Source organism: Streptomyces sp. EDA2-14 (genome assembly GCF_054963755.1).
In genome coordinates this window covers 100,173-117,466 of sequence record NZ_JBUEGE010000006.1, presented here as the reverse complement: position 1 = coordinate 117,466, position 17,294 = coordinate 100,173, and the positions used below count along the sequence as shown (strand labels likewise).

Genomic DNA, 17,294 nt, shown 5'->3' with positions numbered 1-17,294 from the left:
CTCGGTGTCCGAGTGTGCGCCCTTGCTCTGGCGGGCCGGGAACTGTGTGCTTCTTCAGGTGCACAGGGCTTCGGCCCACGGTGGTACGGGCCAGGTGTGGACGTCGGCGAGAGCGAGACGGAGGGACCGAGGAGGCCATGCCCCGGACTCGCTTGCCGTGACGACGCGCCGTTGCCGGCTCAGGCGGTGCGTCCTGCCGAGGCGGCCTCCGAAGACAGTTTGTCTCCGGAGGCCGGGTTCATTCCGTGCGTCAGGCCTTGCAGAACCCGAGGCCCTTGAGCGCCTCGTTGATCTGCTTGCCCTGAGCCTCTGTGGTCGTTACGTCCTTGTACGTGAAGCGTTGAGAGGCCAGCCGGTCCGGCCTCTTCACGCCCTCGCCGAAGGCGCTGCACTGGTTGCGTGCGGCGTCGATCGCCTTGTCCTCGTACTTCACGACCGCCGGATTGGCGGCCGCGAGAGCACGCAGCAGCTCAGCGCGCTTGGCGCCGGTCGGCTCCGGCGGGATGACGAGAGGCGTGCCCGCGGGCTTGCCCTCCTCCACCTTGGCGACGCTCGGCTGCGGAGTGACCGGTGTGGCGCTCGACTTCGGCTTGGCCTCGTTGGTGTTGTCGGCGGTGCAGCCGGTGAGCGCGAGGGCCGCGGCGGCGAGGATGCCGGCGGCGGTGGTGTAGCGGTGGTTCATGGTTCCCCCCATGAGGATGTGCTGACGGGACATCATCACTCACGCGTGAGGAAAGCGTGTTCTCCTGTGGCCGACCTGTGACAGTCGCCGATCTCGGGCACTCGGCGGAGGCGAGGGCGGGGCGTCGTCTTGGCGCTCCCGCCCTCTTCGTACTCGTCGGTGTCTTCCGTACGCGTGTACATCGCGACCAGTAGTTCGGCGTCCGTGGCCGTGCTGCGGCGCAGCAGGACGCCCGGCACGGACAGAAACGACAGAAACGCCGGGTTGCCCTGCACAGCATCCCGGCGGTCACCACCGCAACATCTCAACCACCAGCCTTGGCAATTGGCCGCCGTCCCACCGGCAGAGATGACTTGCGAGCCCCACAGGTCGGCCGACCAGCGGTAGCGGGGGCCTCCCGGACTGCGTGCTTGCGGAGTTCGTCCGGGCGTTTGCTTGGGGTTGCCATGGGGCCGGTGGTTCTCCGCGCTGAGTGCCGGGACATGTCGGTGTGCCGGTCGGACGAACCGCTCCCCGGGACCTTCGGCTGCGCCGACATCCGCACCCGCCCCGTACGACAACGTCGGCCCTGAACGAGTTCGAAGGTCAGGCGTCGCCGTTGAGCATGGCGGCGGTCAGGACGTTCCCGGCGACGCCCCAGCCGCCGTCGGGGACCTCGTCGATGAGGACGACGGTGGTGGGGCGGGCCCGCTCACCGTAGATCTCCGCGTACAGGTCGGTGGTGCGCTCGACGATCTTCTGCTTGTCCTCGGCGGTGACAGTGCCTGCGGGGACCTTGAAGTGGGCGAAAGGCATGGTGTTTCTCCTTCAGTGACGATTCCGTGGCGCGGAGGTGTGATCTGGTGTCGGCGTGGTCAGAGGCTCGCGTGGTGGTTCAGCAGTTCGTCGATGCCGATGTGGCGGAAGTACTTCGCTCGGGACGTTCACCATGGGGCAGGCCGTTCACCCAGTCTCCTGCCGGGCCGGTGAGGAAGGCAGCGACCGCATGCACGTCCGCCACGGCCGCCTGCACACGGATCGCCCGTACACCGGCCGCTGTGATCGCCGCAACCGAGCTGGAGGGATGCCGTCCGGCCGATATCGCGTGATCCGCCGGTGACGACGGCAACCCATCGGGCCCCCGTGGAAAGGGGATTGCGGTGGAAATGGCGTGTTTTGGGCTCATGTCATTCACGATATGAGGCGTCGGCCGGGGGAACCAGGGGACGTCATCCCCTGGGTCGGCAGCGCGACAGGACGCAGTATGAGATGCATGGGTTCCGTGAAATACGCAGAGCTGGGAGCCTTTCTGCGCTCGCGACGTGCACGCATCCGCCCGGCTGATGTGGGGCTGCCTTCCGGGCCGCGTCGCCGGGTGCCGGGGCTGCGCCGTGACGAGGTCGCCCAGCTCGCCGGCGCGTCGGTGGACTACTACAACGAACTCGAACGCGGCGCTGGGTCCCAGCCCTCCGAGCAGATGGTCGCCGCGCTGGCGCGTGCGCTGCGTCTGACCGCCGACGAGCGCGACTACCTCTACCACTTGGCCGACCGTCCGGTGCCTGTGCACGGCTCGCCCGCCTCGCACGTCCACCCCGGCATGCTCGACCTGCTCGACCGACTGACCTCGACACCCGCTCAGGTCATCACCGACCTGCACGTCACCCTGGTACAGAACCCGATGGCAGTGGCGCTGCTCGGGGACCAGTCCGGCTACCGGGGCGCACGGGCCAGCTTCGTCCACCGGTGGTTCACCGAGCCCGACGCCCGGCGGTTGTATCCAGAGTCCGACCATGAGGCCCAGTCCAGGGCCTTCGTCGCGGACCTCCGGGCGGCCGCCGCCAGACGGGACGCCAAGGACACCGAAGCCGGCTCGATGATCTGCTCGCTGCTCGACACCTCTCCAGAGTTCCGATCCCTGTGGGCCGACCACGATGTGGCGTTCCGGCGCGACGACCGCAAACGTCTCAACCACTCCGCACTCGGCGTGATCGAGGTCAACTGCCTCAACTTGTTCAGCGAGGACGGCCGCCAGCGGCTGCTCTGGTTCACTCCCGCCGTCGGCACCGACAGCGCGGATCTCCTCAACCTGCTCGCCGTCATCGGCACTCAGACAGTCACCAGCCCGTCACACTGACAACCCGCAGACAGCTGAGGAACGCGCGGTCCGCGGTGGTCGGTGGTCTGCGCGGCCGGGCACTACTGTCGGCGCCATGACTGACAACGCGCTGCGCTCCGTGTCCATCGAACGTGCCGGCCCGGGCCGGTTCACCGCGACCAACGCCCGTGGAGGCACGCTGACCTTCGGCACCGGCTCGGAGGCGGACTTCACTCCGGTCGAGCTTCTGCTCGCCGCGCTCGGGGGCTGCACCGCCGTCGACGTGGAGGTCGCCACGACCCGGCACGCCGAGCCGACCGCGTTCACCGTCACGGCGTCCGGCGACAAGGTCGAGGACGAGGGGGGAAACCGGATGACGGACCTCGCGGTCACCTTCCACGTCACGTTCCCGGACGGGCCGGAGGGGGACCGGTCCCGCGCGATCCTGCCGCGAGCGGTGAAGAGCTCGCACGACCGCCTGTGCACGGTGAGCCGCACGGTGGAGGCGGGCACCCCCGTCACCGCGACCGTGTCGCAGGACGCCTGACCCCGGACACCACGCGCCGACATGGCCCGGACCTGGTTCCGCTCCAGAACGATCGGTGCCCGATCTGTGATGACACCCCTGGCGATTCCGGCTTGAAGGCCGGGGCCAAGGACTCGTCGCAGGCCCGGTGGTAGCCCGGGCTACCGGGAGCCCGCCACGGGCTGCCGCTTGTAGAAGGACTCCTCCAAGTAGGCGGCCTCGTGCGGCTGGTAGGGCTCCTCCAAGTAGGTGGCCTCGTCTTCGTCGAGTTCGACGTCCACCGCGGCGACCGCGTCGGCCAGTTGGGCCGGCTTGGTGACCCCGACGACGGGCGAGGCCACCGTCGGGTTGCGCATGACCCAGGCCAGGGCGACCTGAGCCGGGGACAGACCCCGCTTGCCCGCGATCTCGTGGACGCGCTCGGCCACCGCCTGGTCTTCGTCGCGGTAGAGGATCCTGCCGCCCGCGTCGGTCTCGGCGCGCGCCGTGGCGGTGTCCCGGGTCCGCGTCAGCCTGCCCCGCGCCAGCGGGCTCCATGGGATCACGCCGATGCCCTGGTCGGCGCAGAGCGGGAGCATCTCCCGCTCTGCTTCCCGGTGGATGAGGTTGTAGTGGTCCTGCATCGACACGAAGCGGGTCCAGCCGTTCAGGTCGGCCAGGTACAGGGCCTTGGCGAACTGCCAGGCGTACATGGAAGAGGCTCCGATGTAGCGGACCTTCCCGGACTTGACCGCGTCGTGCAGCGCCTCGAGAGTTTCCTCGATCGGGGTGTCGTAGTCCCAGCGGTGGATCTGGTAGAGGTCGATGTAGTCGGTCCCCAGTCGCTTCAGGGAGGCGTCGAGCTCGGCGAAGATCGCCTTGCGGGACAGTCCGGCGCCGTTCGGGCCGGGGCGCATCCGCATCCAGACCTTGGTGGCGAGCACGACCTCCTCGCGCCGGGTGAAGTCCCTGACCGCCTGGCCGACGATCTCCTCGCTGCTTCCGGCGCTGTACCCGTTGGCCGTGTCGAGGAAGTTGACGCCGCAGTCGAGGGCCTGCTTGATGATGTCCCGGCTGGCGTCCGCGCCCAGCGACCAGGGCTCGCCGCCCCGGTCCGGCTCGCCGAAGCTCATGCAGCCGAGGGTGATGGCGGAGACTTCCAGTCCGGTCGTTCCGAGTCTGATGTATCGCATGCTGCCGAAATCTAGGAATTGAAGTGCGCTCCAACGCAAATACGTCTCGGTCCGGAATTCGGAGACGTGGAGCATGAGTTCACCGACCGGGCCTGGATCACGTCCATCGCGCACACCTGCCTGTGCGACACGACACCGCCAGGTGACTCACCTCACAGACCTCAACTGTCGCGCGCGTGCAACCCTTTCGCTTCGTCGCCGATCAAGACTGTGCGGCCGCTGTGGCCGTACGTGATGTGGGTCCGCCTGTCCGCGACCTGCATCCGCCCGTCGATAGTCGATCGTCGATAACGGAGCCTCCTCATGTCCCAGCACTCCCGCAAGAAGTTGACGTCCGGCAAGAAGGTGACCCTGGGCGTCGGCGCACTGGCCGCCTCCGGGCTCGCCGTCGGCCTGCTCGTCACCCCGTCGGCGATGGCGGGCGGGACCGACGCGGCTGAGGCGCTGGAGGAGAGCAGGGCCGCGGCCGCCGACGCGTCGGCGGCGAAGGCCGCCGCACCCAAGGCCAGGAGCCTGGTCGACAGCACTGCCGACGCCACCGTCGTCTCCGGCATCACCGTCAACGGCGGCAACAGTGCCCGTGTCGGGACGACGAACACGCAGACGATCACCGTGAAGTGGACGGTCAGCGGCGGGTCGAAGCTCTACGGCAGCCACGCGTCGATCTGGCGCGGCACCGACCGCGACAGCGGACTGAAGCAGTTCTTCAACTCCGAGCAGTTCGATGCGGGCACCGCCCCCTGCGCCCAGTCCGGCGACGCCACCTACAGCTGCACGGCCACCTTCAAGATCGACCCCCAGAGATACCTGAAGAACGAGGACGCCGGAGCCTGGAAGATCTCCCTCTATGCGATCACCGAAGCGACCACCGACGTGCGCACCGACAACGCCAAGACCTGGTACCTCAAGCGCTGGTCCCGGCTGAGCAACAACGCGGCCCCCGAGCCCGTCGCCAAGGGCAAGACGATCACGATCACCGGCAAGCTGGAGCGCGCCAACTGGGACACCCACAAGTACGCGGGCTACACCCAGCAGACCGTCCGCCTCCAGGAGCGTTCGCTGACCGGCTCGTACGCCACCTCCAGCAGCCACATCACCGGCACCGGCAGCCAGGCGGGCGTCGAGAAGCAGACTCGCACCGCCACCACCGACCGCTGCTACCGCTACAAGTTCGAGGGCACCTCCACCACGCCGCCGGTCACCGCCACCGGTGACTGCGTCGACGTGCGCTGAGCCCGGGGCAGGAGCGGCCTCTTTTCGTTGTGGTCGTCGAGTGGTCGTAGCGCATGTGCGTGGTACGGCCCGGCTCTGGACCACTTCGAGGGCCTGCGGCCGACCACTCGCGAGGTCCAGAGCCGAACGAGGTACTGCCGGTAGCCGGCGATGCCGTGTTCAGGAGAAGCCGTGCTCAGGAGAAGACGATGAGCGCGTACAGCAGGAAGGTCATCAGGTGGGCGCCGCCGTGTACGGCGGTGACCTTCTTGCCGAAGAAGGATGTCACCGTCAGGAGCAGGGTGACGCCGAGCAGGACGAGGTTCGCGGGCGTTTCGGCGAGGTGGACGGTCTGGCCGGTGAACAGTCCGATGGTGAGGACGGCCGGGATGGTCAGACCGACGGTGGAGACCAGGGCGCCGTGGCACAGGTTGCTCACACGCTGGATCTCTCCGGTGTAGGCGGCGCGGATCGTGGTGATCGTCTCCGGAAGGAAGACGATCATCGCGATGAGGATGCCCGACAGTTCCGCCGGGGCGCCGATGCGACCGAGTCCTTCGTCGAGGAGGGTGGCCATGTCGTGGGAGAGCAGCACGACCGGGATGACGGTCAGCACCAGCACCACGGCGCGTGACAGCACCTCGGTCCGGTGGGCCGACAGGACGTCCATGATGCCGGGCCGGGCCGGGGCCCCGTCGGATGCGGCAGATGCGGCAGACGCGGTCGGCGCGGTGGTGACCTCTTGGAAGTCCTCGCTCTGGGGGCCCATCTGGCGCCAGAGGAAGAAGACGTACAGCACCAGGGTGGAGACGAGGATCGGTACCTCCTGGCCGGCCGCGTAGGCGCCGTCGGAGCCGATCAGTCCGGGCAGGGCGAACGCCGTCGTGAGCAGGACCACCAGCAGGGACACGTACGAGGAGACACCGGCACGGTTGGGCCGCAGGCCGCCATGACGGACACCTGCGACGAGCAGCGCGATCCCGACGACGAGATTGAGGATGATCATGGACACGGCCATCACCGAGTCACGGGCGATCGTCGCGTGTTCCCCCGGCCCGAGCATCACGGACGAGATCAGGATGACCTCGATCACCACGATCGACAGCGTCAGAACCAGGGTTCCGTACGGATCTCCCAGCCGGTGGGACAGGCGCTCGGCCTGGGTGACCACCCCGAAGGCGCACGCCACGATCACCAGGACGATCACCGCGAGCAGCCCGAACAGCACCGGCGTCGAGAGCGGGCCCTCCAGTGCGGGGCGCGCGAAGAGCAGCGAACCGAAGGCGATCCAGCCGAGCAGCAGCTGCGTCAGCGCCCGGGGAGTCAGGACTTTTCGGATACCAGAGACGACCGACACGGGTCAGATCTCCCAATCTGCGGGCCGTCCCAGCGCTTGCCTCTCACGTACGGGCCGTCCCGAACGCACCTTCTGCCCCACAGGCTACCGGAGCACGGCGCGGTTCACGTACTGAGCTGGGCTTCCCTTCCGCCTTCAGGGGTGGCCCGGTACGGAGCGCTGTCCGTACCGGGCCACCCCCTCACAGCATCAGCAGCGTGCTGTTCGCCGCTCGGCCCGTGGCCCGGAGCGGGCGGACCGCGAGGCGCATCAGGACCAGGGCGTTGTCGTCGCCCGCGACGCGATTGGTGGAGAGTTCGCCGCACGAGCGGCACTCGTGGACGATCAGCCACTCCCCGTCCGGGCGGCAGGACACCGTCAGGGCGTCCATTCGGCCCCGGCAGTCCGACGCGCGGTCGCCGGGGATCCGGGCGTCCACGTGCAGGCTGGTCAGGCAGTTCGGGCAGTGGTTGCGGTGGCCACTGCCCGGGGCGTCCAGGGACACGTCCAACCGGCAGCCCGCGCAGCGGAAGTCGCGGGTGCGGTGACCGTCGCGCTGGTCGTGGAGGACGTCCTTGTCGCGCTGACGGCGCCGCCGGGAGGCGGGGCCGTCGGACGACGTTCGGTTACGGCGTGGCATGCCGGACCTCCCCGCTCACAGTGTTCCGAACGTTTCGAGGGGGAAGGGCGGCTGGGCCAGTGGCCGTACCGCCATCCGCATCAGCACCAGTTGGTTGTCGTCGGGGCTCACCGGGTTCGAGGTGAGTTCGTCGCACCGCACGCAGCGGTGGACGATCATCCAGTCGCCGGTCCGCAGGACGGCGATGGCGATCGGGGACATCCGACCGTGGCACTCGGTGCGGCCGCCCTGAACGTGGTCCATGACATGGCGCGAGTGCAGACACGAAGGGCAGTGGTTACGGCTACGACCGTCCGGATCGGCGAGGGTCACGGTGAGACCGCACCAGGCGCAGACGAACGTACTGACATTGAGGGTGGGGCTGGGGTTCGGGTTGGGGGTGTGCTCGGACACCTGTGCTCCTTGCTGGGGAGGTGGTCATCGACAGCAAGAGCAGGCCGAGCGGCCTCGACGGCTGGATCGGTCGGTTATCCGCGGCGTGTACGTGCAGTACGTGTACGTCCAGTACGTGTATGCGTATGCGTACGTGGTACGTCGCGGTGAGGCGCGCTCGGCGCGGGCCGGGTCATCAAGACACCCTCTCGGTGGGCACGGAGCCCGGTGGTTCGGCCGCACGGGCAGGGAGTGCCGTGCGGAAGGAAGCAGCGGGGAAAGGGTAGGCAGGCCGGTGGGGCGTGGGCGAGCGAATATTTCCGCGCACGCCAGGAGGTTCCTTCGCTCGGCACATCAGACGAGAGCCGAGCCCCGGCACGGACGCCGCCTTGACCCCTCAAGGGGCATGGAGTGCCCCACCGCCGCCCACCTGACCTCCTGCGCGGGCTCAGCTGCCGAACACCGCCTGGACGAGGCTGTCCTGAGCCTTCATGAACGGTTGCGCCAAGGTCATTTCGGCGTCGTCCACATAGTTGAGCGCGGCGGTCAGGGTCCTGCTGCCGTCGGCCGTGCTGTACATCAGAGCCGCGTGGCCGCTGTGGCCGCCGTTGTGGAACAGGAGGGTGTCGCCGTCGGGGCCGGTCTGCTGGATGCGCAGGCCGAGTCCGAAGGCGCTCACGGGGTGCGGCTTGGTCATCTCGGCGAGGAGCGGGGCGGGCAGCAGCTCGCCGCGGGCCAGCGCGGAGATGAAGGTGTGCAGGTCCCGGGTGGTCGAGATCATGTCGCCACCGGCGTCGACCCAGGACGGGTTCTGGCGGCTGACGTCGACCGTGCGTACGTTGCCCGCGTCCTCGTACCGGTAGTAGGCGTGGGCGTACGGCTCGGGGATGTCCTGCGAGGTGCCCGGCACCACCGTGCCCGTCAGGCCGAGCGGGTCCAGGATCCGTTCCTGTGTCACCTCGGCGCACGGACGGCCCGTGACGTTCTCGACCAGCAGCCTGGCCAGCACATAGTTGGTGTTGGAGTAGCTCCAGCCCGCGCCCGGCTCGAACCGCGGCGGCTTCGACAGCGACAGCCGGGCCAGGTCCCGTGGGCGGTGGGTGTGGAAGCGTTTGTCCACCCACTCCTTGCCCGCGAGGGTCGAGGTGATCCCGGCGGCCACGGTTCCGTCCTCGTTGAGCTCGCCGGTGTGGTTGAACACCCCGCTGGTGTGCTGCAGCAGCATGCGCACCGTGATCCGGCGGTCGAGGTCGAGCTCGGGGAGGTGGTCGACGGCCGGCGCGTCGAGGTCGACCTTGCCCTCGGCCACCAGTTGCAGCACCAGGGTCGCGGTGAAGGTCTTGGTGTTGCTGCCGATACGGACGTGCCCGTCGGCCGGGGGCCTGGCACTGCGGTCCAGTTCCGCCGCGCCGGCGGTGGCGACCCACGCGCCCTGCTCGTCGTGCACCCGCAGCTGGATTCCGGTGATGCCGGAATCGACGATCTCCTGGAGGATGCCGCGCAGGTGCGGACGGTCCGGGCCGACGGGGAAGTCGGTTGCGGTGTGCGGGGACTGGCTCATGGTCGTCTCCTCTGTTCCTCTGGTCCTCTGCCTGAAGTGGCAGTACGGCGAGCCTGGTCCCTGCCCTAAGGTCAAGGTCAAGTCTCTTCGGGGGGAGTTGGAACGGATGCGTGCCAAGGGTGGGCTCACCATCGGTCAGGCGGCGGCCTACGCCGGCGTCACGATCAAGACCGTGCGGCACTATCACCGGCTTGGCCTGGTCGCCGAGCCGGAGCGGGACACATCGGGCTACCGGCGTTACGGCTCGGCCGAACTGCTCCGGCTGGTCCAGGCGCGGACCCTGGCCGGGGCCGGAGTGCCGCTCGCCGAGGTCGGGGAACTGCTCGACGCGGAGCCCGAGCGGTTCACCGCCGCCCTGGACGACGTACACCGGCGGCTCACCGAACAGATCGAGGACCTGGTCGCGCGCCGCGACACACTGCACAGGATCGCCCAAGGCGACAGGGCGCTGCTGCCCGACCGGGCCTGCGCGGCCCTGGAGCGGATGACCGAACTCGGCTTCACCGTCGAGTACTTGAGCACTCAGAGAGAGGCGCTGGTGCTCACCCGAGCCCTGGTCCCGGAGATGTTCGACACCTTCCTGACCCGGCTGGAGCACCTCCTCGACGATCCCGAGCATGTCGAGCTGACCAAGCGCGCCTGGGAAGCGGGGTCCTGGCCGCCCGACGATCCGCGGCTCGACGAACTGGCGGCAGCGCTCGCCGACAAGGTGCTGGCCGACCGCGAGCTGCTGGCGGCGGGGACGGGGCTTCGGGGCCGGTCCGACAACGCGGCCCGATACGCACTGGTAAACCGCCACCGGGAGGACGACGCACCCTCCATCGCCCGGCTGAACGCGCTGGTCGAGGCGCGGTTGCGCGCGGCCGGTGTCGACTTCCCGCAGGGATAGGCCGACGGCGGCGGTCCGCTGCGATGGCGTGATCCGTTGAGATGGCGTGATCTGTTGTGATCGCCGTCATACCGGGAATGCCCTGCCCCGACGGGCCGTTGGGGGTTGAGTGCGTGCTACGTGTGCGCGCCGTTCTCCTGACCTGCGGTGAGCGCCCTGAGGGGCCCGGCCTGCCCGTGTGTGCCAAGCCCTGGCCCGCGGCGTACGGCCTGGCCCATGACTTCGACCGACTCTTGCGAGGTACAGCCCCACATGAGCCAGCCAACAAACGTCGAGAGCGTGGACGCGCCCGGTGACGGCGGCAGTAAGGACGCCCCGCCCTCGGGCGGGACATCGGCGCGCGCGGGCGTCCTCATCGCCGTCCTTGTCGCGTCCGCGTTCGTGATGATCCTCAACGAGACGATCCTGAGCGTCGCCCTGCGCGACCTCACCGTCGACCTGGGGGTCTCGACGACGACCGTGCAGTGGCTGACCAGCGGCTTCCTGCTGACGATGGCCGTGGTCATCCCGATCACCGGCTTCCTTCTCGAGCGCTTCTCCGCGCGCCAGATCTTCCTGGCCTCGCTGACGGCCTTCAGCACCGGCACCCTGATCAGCGCCCTCGCGCCCGGCTTCGACATGCTGCTCACCGGACGTGTGGTGCAGGCTTTCGGCACCGCTGTCATGATCCCGTTGCTGATGACGACGGTGATGCGCCTTGTCCCCGCGGAGCGCCGCGGAGCGATGATGGGCACCATCACGATCGTCATCGCGGTGGCCCCGGCCATCGGCCCGACGGTGGGCGGCGCGGTGCTGTCCTCGCTGGGCTGGCGCTGGATGTTCTGGATCGTCCTGCCGCTGGCACTGGCCGCATTGGTGATCGGTGCGATATGGCTGCGCCTGGACAGCGAGACGCGGAAGGTGCCGCTGGACGTGCTGTCGGTGGTGCTCTCCGCCATCGGCTTCGGCGGCATCCTCTACGGCCTCGCCTCCATCGGCGAGTCCGGCGGCGGGGAGCACGTCGTCGCGCCTTGGATGCCGATCGTCGCCGGTCTGGTGTCCCTCACCGTGTTCGTCCTGCGCCAACTGCGCCTGCAGCGCCAGGATCGCGCCCTGTTGGACCTGCGCCCCCTGGCGAACCCCACCTTCTCCGTAGCCCTGTTGCTGTCCGCGCTGCTGTTCATGTGCATGCTGGGCGCGGCCGCGATTCTGCTGCCGCTCTACCTTCAGACGGTCATGGGGACGACCACCTTCGTCAGCGGCCTCGCCGTCCTCCCCGGCGGCCTGCTCCTCGGCCTCCTCGGCCGCCCCGTGGGCCGGCTCTACGACCGCGTCGGCGCCCGTCCGCTCGTGATCCCGGGGGCGGCCGCGTTGGCGGCTTCGCTGTGGCTGTTCTCGCTGCTCGACCCGGACTCCTCGCTGGCGGCGGTCATCGGCATGCACCTGCTGCTCATGGGCGGGCTCGGCCTGATGATGACCCCGTTGATGACGGCGTCCCTGAACGTGCTGCCGGACCACCTGCACTCCCACGGCAGTGCGATCCTCGCGACGATGCAGCAGGTCGCGGGTGCCTTCGGTACGGCGGTCTTCGTCACCGTGGCGTCCCGTTGGTCCGACGGCGCGTCCGGTGCGCCCGACGCGAGTGGCCTGAGCGCGGCGTTCGTCCTCGCGGGCATCGTCGGCCTTGTGGCGTTCGCGGCATCGCTGTGGTTCGGCCGTGGTGCGGGCTCCGTGCAGAGTTCCGCGCCTCCTGCGGGGGCCGGGGCGCCGGATGCCTCCGAGAGCCACCCGGAGTCAGCGGCGTAGCCGAAGCGGGGCAGACGCGCCGAGCTTGAGGAGGCCGTGGCTGTTCCCCCGCTCCCAGAGCCGGGAGCGGGGGAGGCCCTCCACGCGCATGGTTCCAGCTGCGGCGACGCATTTCCGAACGGCACAGGCACCCCGCTGAGACCGGGTCCCGGACTGTCCGGCACAAGGGCTCTTGACCTGGTGCGCGCTCCAGGTTCGAGGATCGGCGGCATGCAGACCACTGACTCTCATGACCCCCGCGACTCTCAGATCGTCCTCGGCACGATGGACTTCGGCACCCGCGTCGACCCCGACCGGGCCTTCGCGATCCTCGACGCCTTCGTCGCGGGCGGCGGTGTCTGGCTCGACACCGCGAACTGCTACTCCTTCTGGGCCGACCCCAAGGGCAGCGGCGGCGCCAGCGAACGCGTCATCGGCGCGTGGCTCCGGGCCCGTCCGGGCGCGCGGGACGCGGTGCGGATCGCGACAAAGGTGCGGCAGAATCCGCTCGTTGCCCACTCGTGGCCGGACAGCGCCGAAGGGCTCTCCGCGCCTGCCGTCCGCGCCGGCGTGGAGGAGAGCCTGGGGCGTCTTGGGGTCGATCACGTCGATCTGCTCTGGGCGCACGCCGAGGACCGTTCCGTGCCGCTGGAGGAGACGGTCGGCGCCTTCGGCGAGTTGGCCGCGAAGGGGGTGGCCCTGCGGGTGGGGGCGGCCAACCATGCCGCCTGGCGCGTCGAGCGCGCCCGCTCACTGGCGCGGGAACAGCACGTGGAGCCGTGGACGGCCCTGCAACTGCGCCACTCACTGGTCCAGCCGCGCCCGCTCACGGCCCTCGCGGAGGCGGGACACCGCATGCTCGCTGCCGAGGACCTGGACCTCGCACGGTCGGAGGGGCTCGCCGTGTGGTCGTACAGCTCGCTGATCTGGGGTTCCTACGAGCGCGCGGACAAGCCGCTGCCGACGACCTACGATCACCCCGGAACGACCTGGGTGCTCACGGTCCTGGACGACGTCGCGCGCGAGCTCTCCGCCACCAGGAACCAGGTCGTTCTCGCGTGGCTGATGCGGCTCGGCATCGATCCCATCGTCGGCGCGAGCCAGGTGGCGCAGATCGAGCAGGCGCTCGCGGCACGCCACGTATGTGCACGGCTCAGTGACGACCACATGGCGCGCTTCGCCGAAGCGCGGTAACTGCCCGCCATTGTCTTAGGAGTTGCATGACCGCCCTGGCCCCAGCGGCAGCCGCCGAGCGTACCGGCGTCTCCATCGACACCCTGCGCTACTACGAACGCGAGGGGCTCATCGGCCCGATACAGCGCTCGCCCGGCGGGCGCAGGCAGTACACGGAGGACGACGTCTTCTGGATCGGCCTCATCACCTGCTTCCGCGAGGCCGGTCTCGGCATCACGGACCTGCGGGAGTTCGTCGCCATGCTGCGCGCCGATCACCCTCCGCAGGAACGAGTGGCCTTCCTGCGCGACCGCCGTGCGGCTCTGCAGCAGCGAGTCGACGCGCTGGGCCGGGCCATGAAGGTGCTCGACGAGAAGATCAGCTACTACAGCTGAGCGCCCGAGGACGGCAGTCCGCCTGAGGCCTCGCCTGCCTCGTGTAGGGCTGGTGCCGCAGTGTTCCTGTGCCGAAAGGGCCCCCGGGTTGTGCAAGGGGGCGCTTTCGGCGGCGTGCCGGGGCGCCGGAAGGCGCGGTCCGTCTACGCGGCTTGGGTGAGTTCGGCGCGGCCGAACAGCAGCGCGTAGCCGGAGGGGAGTTGGCGCAGGATGCGGGTGACGAGGTCGGGTCCGGCGTAGGCCGCGACGGCGGAGAAGACGGACCCGGTGTCCCAGCGGGTGGTGGCCAGGGAGGCGCCGGTGCGGGCTGCGAGGTCCTTGACGAAGGCCCAGCCGCCCAGCGGCTGGGGCGCGGGCATCTGAGTGGTGAGGATGCGGGCGGCCTCCAGGGGGAGGCAGGCGGCCAGGTCGACACGTTCGTCGCCGGTCAGTTGGCGTCCCAGTCCGGCGAGTACGAGGCGGACGGCTTCCTCGGCCTTCTCGCGGGTGGGGTAGGCGCCGTCGTAGCGGACCTTCTCCAGCATGTGTTCGTACGCCTGACCGTAGGGCTGCTGAAGCGGTCTGCTCTGGTGGGTCATCACTGCGAGGGTTGCCTTTCTGTCGCTGTCGCGTCGCTGTTGATGTCGCGTTGCTGTCGAGTCGCTGTCTGTGTCGCCAAGGTTGTTGTGGTGGCCGGTACGCGGCCACGGGGGTTCAGGTGGGCCGGGGGCGGCCGAAGAGGAGGTCGTACCCCGCGGGGAGTTGGAGCAGGATCTCGTCGAGGAGGTCGTCTCCGGTGGCGTCGGCGGCCGTGGACAGAACGGCGCTGACGTCCCACGCGGCGGTCTGTTCCGTCGCGCCCTCGATCCAGGCCGCGGTCGCGCGCACGAACCGCTCCGGGGAGAGGGGCTCGGCGCTCTGCAGCGGGTTGAGGAGGATCAAGGCGAATTCTTCCGGCACACGCGCCGCCAGTTGGGCTCGTACCTCGCCGACCAGATGTGCGCCCAGCAGGGCGAGCACCACGCGGGCCGCGCGCTCGGCCTCCTGAAGGGTGTCGTACTCGCCGCGTTCCTTGACGTGGTCGAGGAACGCTTCGCGTCGCATCGCCACTGTGGCCGTCACCCCTTCCCGGGGCCGAGCGGCTACCTCGGCCCGTAGGGCTTCCTCGATCCGCGGGGCGCGGAGGACGGGCGAGGGGAGATCAGGTACCCGTCCTCCGTCGCTGTTGACATTCGTCGATCCGGGGCGATGCTCGCCGGTCCGACTCAGCCGGAGATCTCCTTGTGGCCGGACCCGACGCCGATGGAGACCTTGCGGGGCTTGGCGCGCTCGGCGATCGGGATGCGCAGGGTGAGCACGCCTGCGTCGTAGTCGGCCTGGATGTGCTCGGTGTCCAGCGTGTCGGCGAGCACGATCTGGCGGGAGAAGACGCCCAGTGGCCGCTCCGACAGCTCCACCTGCACGTCGTCGGCCTTCGTCACGGGGCGGCGCTCGACCTTGACGGTCAGCATGTTCCGCTCGACGTCGATGTCGATCGCCTCGGCGGTGACGCCGGGGATGTCGAAGGCCACCACGTACTGGTCACCCTCGCGGTAGGCGTCCATGGGCATCGGGGACGGCCTCGACCAGGTGCCCGGTCCCATCAGCTGCTGCGTCAGCCGGTCCAGCTCACGGAAGGGGTCAGTGCGCATCAACATCGCGAGAACACCTCCAGCAGTTCGGGCAGTTGCTGCCAATGCGCTTCACTGACACCGTTGTAGCATGTCGTCCAATGGATGACAAACATGGTGTCGTCTAATGGATGACAGGTCGGACGGCCGGCCAGATGACTGACCGGCCGACTGACGAGACGACTGACGAGATGACTGGCCTGACGGCCAACCAGCCAACTAAATGACCAACCAAGGGAGGTGCCCATGACCCCTGCTGACCAGTCGGCATCGTCCAGCGCCGACGCACTGAGCCCGACGTCGTTCCTCGCCGCTGCCGCAGCCCTCGAAGCGATCGACGACGCGCTGCACACCGCCGGGCGCGAGGCGCCGGGCGGTGCCGAGGCGCACGACGTCGGCGCGGCTCAGGCCCTGGCCTCTCTGTTGCTGTTGCGGCAGGTCCGCGAGCAGCTCGCCGGATGGGAAACCGGGCTGATCGAAACGGCCCGCCAGGCGGGTGCCAGCTGGGCCGACCTCGCCCACCCCCTCGGCGTCGCCAGCCGCCAGGCCGCCGAGCGCCGCTACCTGCGAGGGCAGCCCGGCCCCGCCGGAACCACCGGCGAACAACGCGTCCAGGCCACCCGCGAGCGCCGCGCCGCCGAGCGCACCACCGCCACCCTGGCCCGCCGCCACGCGGCCGACCTGCGCCGGATCGCCGGCCAGATCACGGCCCTCACCGACCTGCCCACGGCGGCCCGCAATCCGCTCGGCCGGCTCCACGAGGCCCTCGCGGACGACGACCCCGCCGCGCTCATCCACCCCCTCAACGCCACCCGCCCCCACCTCACTCCCGGCCACGCCGACCTCGCCGCGCAAGTCGATGCCCTCACGAACTCCGACTCCGCGACGGACCCGGAAGCCCCCTAGCGTTCGCGGTTAGGGACGAGTTCCGTGAGGGCGTCGCGAGACCGTACGAAGTCCCGTACGCCGTACCCGTGCGGTATCTTGTCCGGGGTCTGGCAAGGGGATCAAAGTACGGCGTGATCCCGTGACGTGGCGGCCGTGCGGGTCGCGGGAAGGAGCGGCCCGGTGGGCGAGTCGCAAGCGTCTGCGGCCTCTTCCGGGGGCGCGAAGGGCGAACGGTCCGGTGCGCCGAAGGCCAAGCCTGCCAGGAAGGCGAAGGCGGCCAAGTCCCGCGGGGCCAAGTCTCTGTCGCACGAGCAGATCATCGAGGTGGCCACCGCGATCTGCGACGAGGAGGACGTCGACGTCCTCACCATCCGGCGGCTCGCCGCCGAGCTCGGCGTGGGCCCGATGACGCTGTACAGCTACTTCCGCAGCAAGGAAGAGATCCTCGACGGGGTCGCCGACCACGTCATGGGGAAGTTCCGGCTGCCGCCCACCGGAGTGACCGCGCCGGGCGCCGTGGTGCGCTCGCTGGCCTGGGCGTTCCTGGACATGATGCGTGAACACCCCAGTATCGTCAGGCTGTTCTCGACCCGCGTGAACACCGGGCCCGAGTCGATGCAGGGCGCGTTCGACGCCGTCATCGGGCAATTGCGCGCCGTGGGGTTCGGTGACCGCGAGGCGGTGCGCGCCTACGGCCTGATCCTGCAGTACGTCCTGGGGTTCGCCTCGTACCAGACGCCCCGGCCGTGGGGGAACCCGAACCACCCGGAGGTGGAGGAGCTGCGGCGACAGCGCAAGCATTTCTACGCCTCCCTGCCGAGTCAGCGCTTCCCCCAGCTGGTGGGCCTCGCGGACGAGGTCACCACGCTGCCCAGCGACGACCAGTTCCGGTTCGGTCTCGACTGCCTCGCCGATGGCCTGCTGCGGCAGACCGGGACGCCGGGGACGGACTGACGAGAAC

19 protein-coding genes are annotated in these 17,294 nt (G+C 69.5%); 9 read left to right on the top strand and 10 right to left on the bottom strand.

The annotated features are described in order from the left end of the window. Positions 1-250: 250 nt before the first annotated feature. A complete protein-coding gene (locus ACY34M_RS18300; RefSeq protein WP_462720266.1) occupies positions 251-682 on the bottom strand; it encodes a hypothetical protein in 432 nt (143 codons plus the stop codon). Positions 683-1,267: 585 nt separating this feature from the next. After that, a complete protein-coding gene (locus tag ACY34M_RS18295; protein WP_462720265.1) occupies positions 1,268-1,477 on the bottom strand; it encodes a 4-oxalocrotonate tautomerase family protein in 210 nt (69 codons plus the stop codon). A 448-nt stretch (positions 1,478-1,925) separates the two neighbouring features. Here ACY34M_RS18295 and ACY34M_RS18290 point away from each other — a divergent pair, with 448 nt between their 5' ends. Together ACY34M_RS18290 and ACY34M_RS18285 are read left to right on the top strand one after the other, a co-directional pair. Beyond that, complete coding sequence (locus ACY34M_RS18290) at positions 1,926-2,795, top strand: helix-turn-helix transcriptional regulator (protein WP_462720264.1); 870 nt, start codon at positions 1,926-1,928, stop codon at positions 2,793-2,795. Between the two features lie 76 nt (positions 2,796-2,871). Beyond that, the gene (locus ACY34M_RS18285) at positions 2,872-3,303 is read left to right on the top strand and encodes an OsmC family protein (protein ID WP_462720263.1); all 432 of its coding nucleotides are present in this window, start codon (positions 2,872-2,874) and stop codon (positions 3,301-3,303) included. 140 nt (positions 3,304-3,443) lie between these two features. On the opposite strand, the gene ACY34M_RS18280 is transcribed toward ACY34M_RS18285, so the two are convergent. Continuing rightward, the gene (locus tag ACY34M_RS18280; RefSeq protein ID WP_462720262.1) at positions 3,444-4,454 is read right to left on the bottom strand and encodes an aldo/keto reductase; all 1,011 of its coding nucleotides are present in this window, start codon (positions 4,452-4,454) and stop codon (positions 3,444-3,446) included. Positions 4,455-4,757: 303 nt separating this feature from the next. Here ACY34M_RS18280 and ACY34M_RS18275 point away from each other — a divergent pair, with 303 nt between their 5' ends. Continuing rightward, positions 4,758-5,687 (top strand): calcium-binding protein, encoded by a 930-nt coding sequence (locus ACY34M_RS18275; protein ID WP_462720261.1) that lies wholly within the window; start codon positions 4,758-4,760, stop codon positions 5,685-5,687. Positions 5,688-5,862: 175 nt separating this feature from the next. On the opposite strand, the gene ACY34M_RS18270 is transcribed toward ACY34M_RS18275, so the two are convergent. From ACY34M_RS18270 to ACY34M_RS18255, 4 genes are all read right to left on the bottom strand, one after another. Continuing rightward, on the bottom strand, positions 5,863-7,023 hold the full coding sequence (locus tag ACY34M_RS18270; RefSeq protein ID WP_462720260.1) for a calcium:cation antiporter: 1,161 nt from the start codon (positions 7,021-7,023) through the stop codon (positions 5,863-5,865). Positions 7,024-7,204: 181 nt separating this feature from the next. Continuing rightward, entirely contained in the window at positions 7,205-7,642 is a 438-nt protein-coding gene (locus ACY34M_RS18265; protein ID WP_462720259.1) for an RNHCP domain-containing protein, read from the bottom strand. 15 nt (positions 7,643-7,657) lie between these two features. Next, complete coding sequence (locus tag ACY34M_RS18260; RefSeq protein ID WP_462720258.1) at positions 7,658-8,035, bottom strand: RNHCP domain-containing protein; 378 nt, start codon at positions 8,033-8,035, stop codon at positions 7,658-7,660. Positions 8,036-8,462: 427 nt separating this feature from the next. Beyond that, a complete protein-coding gene (locus ACY34M_RS18255) occupies positions 8,463-9,575 on the bottom strand; it encodes a serine hydrolase domain-containing protein (RefSeq protein ID WP_462720257.1) in 1,113 nt (370 codons plus the stop codon). Positions 9,576-9,681: 106 nt separating this feature from the next. Here ACY34M_RS18255 and ACY34M_RS18250 point away from each other — a divergent pair, with 106 nt between their 5' ends. The 4 genes from ACY34M_RS18250 (at position 9,682) to ACY34M_RS18235 (ending at position 13,796) form a co-directional block, all read left to right on the top strand. Then, complete coding sequence (locus ACY34M_RS18250) at positions 9,682-10,464, top strand: MerR family transcriptional regulator (RefSeq protein ID WP_462720256.1); 783 nt, start codon at positions 9,682-9,684, stop codon at positions 10,462-10,464. A 252-nt stretch (positions 10,465-10,716) separates the two neighbouring features. Further along, positions 10,717-12,249: a DHA2 family efflux MFS transporter permease subunit gene (locus ACY34M_RS18245; RefSeq protein ID WP_462720255.1), complete on the top strand. Its 1,533-nt coding sequence runs from the start codon at positions 10,717-10,719 to the stop codon at positions 12,247-12,249. A 210-nt stretch (positions 12,250-12,459) separates the two neighbouring features. Next, positions 12,460-13,422, top strand: a complete 963-nt coding sequence (locus ACY34M_RS18240; RefSeq protein ID WP_462720254.1) for an aldo/keto reductase — start codon at positions 12,460-12,462, stop codon at positions 13,420-13,422. 26 nt (positions 13,423-13,448) lie between these two features. Further along, a complete protein-coding gene (locus ACY34M_RS18235) occupies positions 13,449-13,796 on the top strand; it encodes a MerR family transcriptional regulator (protein WP_462720253.1) in 348 nt (115 codons plus the stop codon). A 143-nt stretch (positions 13,797-13,939) separates the two neighbouring features. On the opposite strand, the gene ACY34M_RS18230 is transcribed toward ACY34M_RS18235, so the two are convergent. From ACY34M_RS18230 to ACY34M_RS18220, 3 genes are all read right to left on the bottom strand, one after another. After that, positions 13,940-14,374: a DUF2267 domain-containing protein gene (locus tag ACY34M_RS18230; protein ID WP_462720252.1), complete on the bottom strand. Its 435-nt coding sequence runs from the start codon at positions 14,372-14,374 to the stop codon at positions 13,940-13,942. Positions 14,375-14,489: 115 nt separating this feature from the next. Continuing rightward, on the bottom strand, positions 14,490-14,885 hold the full coding sequence (locus tag ACY34M_RS18225) for a DUF2267 domain-containing protein (RefSeq protein WP_462720251.1): 396 nt from the start codon (positions 14,883-14,885) through the stop codon (positions 14,490-14,492). Positions 14,886-15,040: 155 nt separating this feature from the next. Then, the gene (locus ACY34M_RS18220; protein WP_462720250.1) at positions 15,041-15,472 is read right to left on the bottom strand and encodes an Hsp20/alpha crystallin family protein; all 432 of its coding nucleotides are present in this window, start codon (positions 15,470-15,472) and stop codon (positions 15,041-15,043) included. Positions 15,473-15,691: 219 nt separating this feature from the next. On the opposite strand from ACY34M_RS18220, the gene ACY34M_RS18215 reads away from it, so the two are divergent. Both ACY34M_RS18215 and ACY34M_RS18210 read left to right on the top strand, forming a co-directional pair. Continuing rightward, the gene (locus ACY34M_RS18215; RefSeq protein ID WP_462720249.1) at positions 15,692-16,351 is read left to right on the top strand and encodes a type III effector protein; all 660 of its coding nucleotides are present in this window, start codon (positions 15,692-15,694) and stop codon (positions 16,349-16,351) included. A gap of 162 nt (positions 16,352-16,513) precedes the next feature. After that, complete coding sequence (locus ACY34M_RS18210) at positions 16,514-17,287, top strand: TetR/AcrR family transcriptional regulator (RefSeq protein WP_462720248.1); 774 nt, start codon at positions 16,514-16,516, stop codon at positions 17,285-17,287. Positions 17,288-17,294: the final 7 nt, after the last annotated feature.

What these genes read in the sequence shown, in the direction of transcription:
- ACY34M_RS18245 (WP_462720255.1), top strand. Translation starts at nt 10,717, where the DNA reads ATGAGCCAGCCAACAAACGTCGAGAGCGTGGACGCGCCCGGTGACGGC.
- ACY34M_RS18235 (WP_462720253.1), top strand. Translation starts at nt 13,449, where the DNA reads ATGACCGCCCTGGCCCCAGCGGCAGCCGCCGAGCGTACCGGCGTCTCC.
- ACY34M_RS18250 (WP_462720256.1), top strand. Translation starts at nt 9,682, where the DNA reads ATGCGTGCCAAGGGTGGGCTCACCATCGGTCAGGCGGCGGCCTACGCC.
- ACY34M_RS18295 (WP_462720265.1), bottom strand. Translation starts at nt 1,477, where the DNA reads ATGCCTTTCGCCCACTTCAAGGTCCCCGCAGGCACTGTCACCGCCGAG.
- ACY34M_RS18215 (WP_462720249.1), top strand. Translation starts at nt 15,692, where the DNA reads ATGACCCCTGCTGACCAGTCGGCATCGTCCAGCGCCGACGCACTGAGC.
- ACY34M_RS18230 (WP_462720252.1), bottom strand. Translation starts at nt 14,374, where the DNA reads ATGACCCACCAGAGCAGACCGCTTCAGCAGCCCTACGGTCAGGCGTAC.
- ACY34M_RS18300 (WP_462720266.1), bottom strand. Translation starts at nt 682, where the DNA reads ATGAACCACCGCTACACCACCGCCGCCGGCATCCTCGCCGCCGCGGCC.
- ACY34M_RS18280 (WP_462720262.1), bottom strand. Translation starts at nt 4,454, where the DNA reads ATGCGATACATCAGACTCGGAACGACCGGACTGGAAGTCTCCGCCATC.
- ACY34M_RS18290 (WP_462720264.1), top strand. Translation starts at nt 1,926, where the DNA reads ATGAGATGCATGGGTTCCGTGAAATACGCAGAGCTGGGAGCCTTTCTG.
- ACY34M_RS18275 (WP_462720261.1), top strand. Translation starts at nt 4,758, where the DNA reads ATGTCCCAGCACTCCCGCAAGAAGTTGACGTCCGGCAAGAAGGTGACC.
- ACY34M_RS18240 (WP_462720254.1), top strand. Translation starts at nt 12,460, where the DNA reads ATGCAGACCACTGACTCTCATGACCCCCGCGACTCTCAGATCGTCCTC.
- ACY34M_RS18285 (WP_462720263.1), top strand. Translation starts at nt 2,872, where the DNA reads ATGACTGACAACGCGCTGCGCTCCGTGTCCATCGAACGTGCCGGCCCG.
- ACY34M_RS18255 (WP_462720257.1), bottom strand. Translation starts at nt 9,575, where the DNA reads ATGAGCCAGTCCCCGCACACCGCAACCGACTTCCCCGTCGGCCCGGAC.
- ACY34M_RS18220 (WP_462720250.1), bottom strand. Translation starts at nt 15,472, where the DNA reads ATGTTGATGCGCACTGACCCCTTCCGTGAGCTGGACCGGCTGACGCAG.
- ACY34M_RS18265 (WP_462720259.1), bottom strand. Translation starts at nt 7,642, where the DNA reads ATGCCACGCCGTAACCGAACGTCGTCCGACGGCCCCGCCTCCCGGCGG.